General features: G+C 66.8%; 1 protein-coding gene. It reads right to left on the bottom strand.

Translation table 11 applies throughout. The features are described 5' to 3' along the window. Window positions 1–8,443, bottom strand: an 8,443-nt coding sequence (locus OO258_RS27115; protein WP_266034954.1) for a non-ribosomal peptide synthetase, incomplete at both ends; no start/stop codon positions are given.

Here is an 8,443-nt window from a genome sequence, read left to right as displayed (position 1 = left end):
GGCGCACGCGCTCGGCCGGGTAGTCCGGGTCTACCGGCACATAAGCACCGCCAGCCTTGAGGATGGCCAGCAGGCCAACCACCATCGACAGGCCACGTTCGACGCAGATCGCCACCCGATCATCCGGTTGCACACCCAGCCCGATCAGATGATGCGCCAGGCGGTTGGCCTGCTCGTTGAGCTGCCGGTAGGTCAGCTCACCTTCTTCAGCCCGCACGGCCACGGCATGCGGCGTGCGCGCAACCTGCGCCTCGATCATGCCGTGCAAGGTCTGTTCAAGGTCGTAGTCAACGGCCGTGTCGTTGAAGTCAACCAGCACCCGCTGGCGTTCTTCAGCCGGCAACACCGGCAAGCGCTGCACCGGCAGGTCCGGTTCATGCTCCAGGGCCTCGACCATGGCTTGCAGCAACTGCGCCATCTGCCCGCAGATGCGCGCTGCGCCAATCTCGGCTTGAGTCATGGCCACCAACCGGAATCCAAGGCCGGTGTCATCCACATTCAGGCTCAACGGGTAGTTGCTGCGCTCCTGGCTCTCCAGGGTGGTGATGCCTGCTGTCGCCTGCTTCTGGCTGGCGGTGGCCTGGCTGCTGTGGCGGTAATTGAGCATCGCGCTGAACAATGGCAGCGGCGCGGCCACGCCGCTGCAGCGTTGGGCCAGGGCCAGCGAGGCGTGCTCGTGGGCCAGCAGCGCACTCAGCCGCTGGTGGGTGGCATGGGCGCCCGCGCGCAGGCTGATGCCAGCAAGGTCGACGCGCAGCGGCAAAGTGTTGATGAACATCCCCAGCGCTCGCTCGGCACCTTCGCCGCCTTGCAGGCGACCCAGCAGCACGGTGCCGAACACCACCCGCTCCTGGCCGCTGGCAGCCGCCAGCAAGCGCGCCCAGGCCAGGTGGAACAGGCTGGCGACACTGATGCCCAATTGGCGTGCCTGCCAACGCAGGCGTTGCGCCAGCGCTGCGTCCAGCCACAACTGGGCTTCCTGGATGCCGCGGCCATCGCCTTGCACATCACTGAGGCCGAACGGCAAAGTCGGCTCGTCGATATCCGCCAGTTGCTCGCAGAAGAACGCCTCGTGCCCGGCCTGGCTGATGCCCAGGCGGGCCTGGGCCACATAGTTGCGGTACGGCACCGGGGCGTGGGCAGGTTCACCGTTGCCTTGCAGGTAGCCGATCAGTTCTTCGGCGACCACCTCCATGGCGGTGTGGTCGAGAACGATGTGGTGGAACTGCAGGGTGGCTTCGATCGGGCCGTCCGCGTCGGTGCAGAGCAGCCGAATCAGTGGGGCCTTGGTCAAATCGAGACGTGTGTTGGCATGGTCGCGGTTATCTATGCGCCCACAGGGCTCTTGCGCAACCGGTGCGACTGCGCGCAAGACCACCTGCACAGGCTGTGGCAGGCCTTCCCAGACGATGGCGGTACGCAGCACATCGTGGCGGGCGATCACCTTGTCCAGCGCGGCGGCGAAGCTGGCCAGGTGCTCGCGACTGGCGAAGGCGAAACGCGATTGCAACACATAGGGGTCATGCCCGGCGGCGCTCAGATGGTGATAGAGAATCCCCTCCTGCAACGGCGCCAAGGGGTAGATGTCCTGCACGTTGGCAGCGCCGCCCGGCACCCGGGCAACGATGCGCTCGATGGCGGCCTGTTCCAGCGTCACCATGGGGAGCATGGCCGGGGTGATATGGGAGCAATCGACCGGGATCAGGTTCGCGGGCACCTGCACCTCGCGTACCTGTCCCAGGGTGGCAGCCAGGGCGGCAATGCTCGGTTGGCCGAACAGCGTGCGCACGTCAACCTGCAAACCTTGCCGGCGCAGGCGTGCGGTCAGGCTGACGGCCAACAGCGAGTGGCCGCCCAGTTCGAAGAAGTTGTCGTGACGCCCCACTCGTTCGACCTGCAGCATTTCGGCCCAAACTGCTGCCAGCGCGGTTTCGACTGCACCCTGTGGTGGTGCGTAGGCCTGGCGGGTCAGCAAGGCCGGGGCTGGGTCGGGCAACGCCTGGCGGTCGAGCTTGCCATGGCGGGTCAGCGGCAACCCATCGACCTGGTTAAAGGCCATGGGTACCAGATGCGTCGGCAAGCTGGCCTGCAACGCCTGGCGCAATGCCTCCGGCTGCACGGGCGCGGTTGCGGTGAACCAGGCCAGCAGGCGCTCGCCACGCACCAGCACCACGGCATCGGCGATGCCCGGCTGGGCGGCCAGCACACTTTCGATTTCGCCCAGCTCCACACGCACACCGCGGATCTTCACCTGGTCATCGTTGCGGCCCAGGTAATCCAGGGTGCCGTCGGCGTTCCAGCGCACCAGGTCGCCGCTGCGGTACATCCGCGCATGGGCTGCGGTACTGAACGGGTCGGCCAGGAAGCGCTCTGCGCTGAGCCCGTCGCGGTTCAGGTAGCCACGGGCAACCCCGATGCCCCCTATGTACAACTCACCCACCGCGCCCACCGGCACCGGCTGTTGGTGATCGTCGAGTACGTACAGGCGTGTGTTGGCGATCGGCTTGCCGATATGCAACAGCCCGCCAGGCACTAGCTGTCCGGAGCTGGCGACGACAGTGGCTTCAGTCGGGCCATAGTTGTTGACCACAGCAAAGCCCGGCGCCTGCTCGAACTGGCGCAGACGGTCACCGCCCACCAGCAGCGTACGCAGGGTCGGGTGCTGGCGTTCACGGCGCAGTGCCTGCTCAGCTACCGGCGTCGGCAGGAAGCTGACCGCCAGGGGTTGGTCCAGCCACCAGTCCAGCAGCTCGTCGACGTGTTCACCGCCCACCTGGACCGGCGGCAAGTGCAGCACTGCCCCGGCACAGAGCGCCGGCCACACCTCCCAGGCGACTGCGTCGAAGCCGAAACCGGCCACTGTGCTGGTATGGCTGCCGGCGTTCAAGGCAAAGGCCTCGCGGTGCCAATGCACCAGGTTGGCCAGGCTCGCATGCTCGACCATCACGCCCTTGGGCTGGCCGGTGGAGCCAGAGGTGTAGATGACGTAGGCCAGGTGCTGCTGGCCCAACCCGGCCACGTGCGGGTTGCTGTCTGCGGCGCCTTGCCAGGTATCACGGTCCAGCGCCACCTGCACTGCGTCACCGACCAGTGCCTGCGTAGCGGACTCTACCAGCACCAACGCGGGTGTGCTGTCGGCCAACAGATAGGCGATGCGCTCGGGCGGGTAAGCCGGGTCGATGGGCACATAGGCCGCCCCCGTCTTGAGCACAGCCAACAGGGCAATCTGGCGCTCCAAGGTGCGCGGCAGGCACAGCGCAACGCGGTCGCCAAGCTGCACGCCACGTTCGATCAGGTAATGGGCGAGACGGTTGGCGCTGCGGTTCAGCTCACCATAGCTCAGCACCCGGCCATCCTGCACCAGGGCGGCCGCCTGCGGCGTGTGGGCGGCCTGGTCCTCGACCAGGGCATGTACGGTCTGGCCGGTAGGGTAATCGCGCCAGGTGGCATTGAAGGTGTCCAGCAATTGTCGGCGTGCGGCGTGATCGAGGATGGGCAGCGTGGCCACTGCCACATCCGCCGCCTGCTCCAGCGCCTTGGCCAACTCAGCGAGGGCCTGATTCATCCACTGTGCCACCCGCCCGGCACCGATGCCTTGCAGGGCCAGCACACTCAGGACAAAGCCTTCGCCGAGGTCATCGACGCTCAGGGTCAGCGGATAGTTGCTGCGCTCCTCCCCGCCCAGCAGGCAGACGCCCTGCGTGCCGGCATCCGTACCGCTCACGGCACTGCTATGCCGGTAATTGAACAAGGCGCTGAACAATGGCACCGATGCCGCCACGCCGCTGCAGCGCTGGGCCAGGGCAAGCGAGGCATGCTCATGTGCCAGCAACGCCGACAGCCGTTGGTGAGTCAGGCCCACTGCCTGCCGCACCGGCGTCGACAGGTCGATGCGCAGTGGCAGGGTATTGATGAACACGCCAAGCGCCCGATCAGCCCCTTCACCGCCTTGCAGGCGGCCCATCAGCACTGTGCCGAAGACCACGTCGGTGCGGTTGGCCAGCACGCCCAGGACCCGTGCCCAGGCCAGGTGCGCCAGGCTCGCGGCGCTGACGCCCAGTTGCCGGGCCTGCTCGCGCAGGCTACGGGCCAGCGTGGGGGCCACGGCAAGTCGGGCTTCCTCGATGGCATGCCCTTCGCCTTGCACGTCAGCCAAGCCGAACGGCAGGGTCGGTTCGTCCAGGTCGCCCAGCATTTCGCGGAAGAACGCCTCATGGCCTGCATCGTCAGCCGCCAGGCGCGCCTGGGCAACATAGGTGCGGTACGGCACCGGCGGCGGCAGAACCTCGCCCTGCCCCGCCATCAGCGCGTGCATTTCCCCGGCAATCACTTCCATGGCGGTATGGTCCAGGGCCAAGTGGTGGAACTGCAGTATCGCCACCACCCGCTGGTTGACCGGGTCGGCGGCATGCACCAGACGCAGCAACGGCGCACAGGTCAGATCCAGCCGCTGGTGGCGGGCGTCGTAGCGCGCTTGCAACGCATCGAGCACGGCCTCGTCGCCAAGCCCCTCCACGGCCGTGACGGCCATGTGCGCCTCACGCCATACCACTTGTACCGCTTGTTCCAGGCCTTCGCTGACCACGGCAGTGCGCAGGATGTCGTGGCGGTCGATCACCTGCTGCAAGGCACCGGCCCAGCGTTGCAGGTCGGCCAGGCTGTCGAACGCCAGGCGCGACTGCAAAAGGTAGGGGTCGCCCTGCTCGGCACTTAGGTGGTGGTACAGGATGCCTTCCTGCAACGGTGCCAGCGGGTAGATTTCCTGCACGTTGGCAGCTCCGCCGGGCACGGTGGCTACCACGCGGTCGATGCTGACCTGGTCGAGGTCGATCAGGCTGAGCATGTCCGGGGTGATTGCGCGAGCCTCTGCCGGCACCCGATTGGCCGGTACCTGCACCTCGCGGCCCGTCCCGACCGCAGCGGCCAGGGCGGCCAGGGTCGGCTGGGCGAACAGCACGCGCACATCGGCACTCAGCCCCGCCTTGCGCATGCGCTCGACCAGGGTCACGGCCAGCAGCGAATGGCCGCCCAGTTCGAAAAAGTGATCGTGGCGGCCTATCTGATCGACCTTGAGTATTTGCGCCCAGATCACGGCCAGGGCGCTTTCCACTTCACCTTGCGGGGGCTCGAAGGCACGGCTGACCAAAGCGTCGCTACCCGGTGCCGGGAGTGCGCGGCGGTCGAGCTTGCCGTTAGCGGTCAATGGCAGCTCGGCCAGGTACACATAAGCCGCCGGCAGCATGTAGTCCGGCAGACGGCCTTGCAACTGAGCGTGCAACTCAGCAAGTGCCGGTGCCGCGGAATGTGCGGTGAAGTAGGCCACCAGGCGCTTCTCGCCCGGGGTGTCTTCGCGCAGCACCACGGCGCTGTCGCGAACGCCGACGCATTGGCCGAGGCAGGCCTCGATTTCCCCCGGCTCGATACGGAAGCCGCGCAGCTTGACCTGCTGGTCGGCACGACCCAGGTAACGCAGCGAGCCGTCGGCCTGCCAACTGGCCAGGTCACCGCTGCGGTACATGCGGGCGCCCGGCTGGGGGCTGAACGGGTCGGCGAGGAAGCGATCAGCCGTGAGTGCGGGCTGGCCAAGGTAACCCAGGGCCACGCCATCGCCACCGATGTACAACTCGCCGACGGCGCCGACCGGCAGGGGTTGCCGGCGGGCATCGAGCACATAGCAGCGGCCATTGCCGATCGGTTTGCCAATCGGGATGCTGCCCTTGTCGACGGTGGTGATCGCGTGGGTGGTGCTGAAGGTGGTGGCCTCGGTCGGCCCATAGCCATTGAGCAGGTGCTGCGGCGCACCTTCGCGCAGTACCCGGGCGATTACCGCCGGGTCCAGTACGTCGCCCCCCACCATCAGGTAGCGCAGCCTGGCGAAGGCTGGCAGCAAGGCTTCGGCAAACTGGTGGAACAGGCCCGCCGTCAGCCACAGCACGCTTACGCCCTGATCCAGCAGCACATCACGCAATGCCTCCCGCGACAACACCTGCTGCTGGTCGATGACGACGACGCTGGCACCGTTGAGCAACGGCGCCCAGACCTCCAGGGTACTGGCGTCGAACGCGGGGTTGGAAGCGAAAGCCACCCGGTCCTCGCGGGTGAACTGGGCAAAACCGTTGTTGATCACCAGGCGCACGATCGCCCGGTGCGGCACTTGCACGCCCTTCGGGGTGCCGGTCGAGCCCGAGGTATACATGATGTAGGCTGCGCTTTCAGCGCTCACCGCCAGCCCCGGCGTATGGGTCGGGTAGCCGGCCAGCTCACAGTGGTCCAGTTCCACCCGGATTGCCTGGCCTGCCTGCACTTCGCTGGCGAGTGTCAGCAGCACCCTGGCCTGGCTATCGTCGATCATGAAGGCCTGGCGTTCGGCGGGCGTATTGCTGTCCAGGGGTACGAACACTGCCGCGCATTTGCTGACGGCCAACTGCGCCGCCAGCAGCTCGAAACTGCGTGGCAGCGACAGGGCGACACGGTCGCCTGGCGTCACGCCCAGGCTCAGCAGGTGGTGCGCAAGGCGGTTGGCATGCTGCTCCAGCTGTTGGTAGGTCCATTGCCGCTGGCCGTGCACCACGGCAATTGCAGCCGGCGTGAGCGCGGCATGGGTACCGAACAGCTGGTGCAGCGCGTGATCCCGCGGGTAGTCACGGCGAGTGGCGTTGAAGCCTTGCAGCACCAGCTCGCGCTCGGCAGGCGCCAGTTGGCTGAGCGCATGCAATGGCATGGCCGGAGCACCTTGCAAGGCATCGGCCAGTTGCTCCAGGGCGGTAGCCAGCAGGCGGCATACCTGGCCGCCGTCAACCTGAGCCACCGCTTGCACGGTCAGGACAAAACCATCACCCAGGTCATCGACATTGACCACCAGCGGGTAGTTGCTGCGCTCATGGGCAGTCAGCTGTTCGATTCCTTGCCAGGCCTGGCGCAGCTCGACCTTGGCCGGTGCGCTGTGGCGGTAATTGAGCAGGCTGGTGAACAGCGACTGGGTAGCTGGTACGCCGCTGCAGCGCTGGGCCAGGGCCAGCGAGGCCTGTTCGTGGACCAGCAGCCGAGCCAGGCGCTGGTGGGTCAGGCGCACGCCATCGGCAGTCGTTGCCGCGCCAACGCTGACGCGCAACGGCAGGGTGTTGATGAACATGCCCAGCGCCCGCTCGGCACCCTCGCCGCCCTGCAGGCGACCGAGCAATACCGTGCCGAACACCACCTCCTCGCGCCCGGACAACTGAGCCAGCACCTGCGCCCACGCCTGGTGCACCAGGCTGGCGACACTGACGCCCAGATGCCGCGCCTGCTCGCGCAGGCGGCCAGCCAGTGTGCCATCCAGGGCCTGACGGCTATCGAACACTTCGCAGGCGTCGGTCTGCGCATCGTGCAGTCCGTACACAATGGTAGGTTCGTCGATGTCACCCAGCAGTTCACGGAACCACGCTTCGTCGCCTTGGGCGTCGCTGGCAAGGCGGGCCTGGGCTACGTAGTTGCGGTAAGGCACACTGGCTTCGTGCCGTGGCTGGCCTTGCAACACTGCAGTGATCTCGGCCACCAACTGCTCGACGGCGGCATGGTCGAGGATGATGTGGTGGATCAGCAGCGTGGCTTGCAGGCCACTGTCGGTCTGCTCGGGGACCAGGCGCAGCAGCGGGGCGTGGTTCAGGTTGATGCCACGCTGTTGCTGATCGCAGCGCAAGGCTGCGACAGAGGGCGTGGTGCGCCATACCACCTGCACCGGCTCGTCGAGGGCTTGCCAGTGGATGCTGGTGCGCAGGATGTCATGCCGCGCAATGACCTGGTCAAGCGCGGCGGCGAAGGCGTCCAGTTCGGCTTGGCCCGGGAAGGCAAAGCACGCGTGTAACACATACGGGTCAGCGCCCTCGCTGGCCAGGTGGTGGTAGAGAATGCCCTGTTGGAGCGGGGCCAGGCCGTAGATGTCCTGGATGTTCGCCGTGCCGCCAGGGACCTGCGCCACCAGGGTGTCGATGGCGGTTTGCGAAAGCTCGGCCAATGGCAGCAGGGCCGGAGTGATGTGGGTACAGCCTGGGTCAATCAGGTTGGCCGGCACCGCGACCCGGCTTTCACCGCCAACTGCAACGGCCAGCGCGGCCAGGGTCGGTTGACCGAACAACACGCGGATATCGGCTTGCAGGCCTCGTTCACGCAGGCGTGCAGTGAGGCTTACCGCCAACAGCGAGTGGCCACCCAGCTCGAAGAAGTTGTCATGGCGCCCTACCCGCTCGACCCCCAGTAGTTCGGCCCAAATGGCTGCCAGCAGGTTTTCGGTTTCGCCTTGCGGGGCTTCGAATGGGCGATCCTGCAGCGCGCCGGGCTCTGGCAGCGCCTTGCGGTCGAGTTTGCCGTTGGGGCTCAGCGGCAGGGCTTCGAGGTGCACGAACAGCGCTGGCACCATGAATTCCGGCAGATGTGCCAGCAGCGACGTTCGCAGGGTTTCCACGGT

Source organism: Pseudomonas sp. DCB_BI, from assembly GCF_026240995.1.
Taxonomy (GTDB): domain Bacteria; phylum Pseudomonadota; class Gammaproteobacteria; order Pseudomonadales; family Pseudomonadaceae; genus Aquipseudomonas.
The sequence above is the reverse complement of the archived record's forward strand: the minus strand, read 5'-3'. Positions and strand labels throughout refer to the sequence as shown.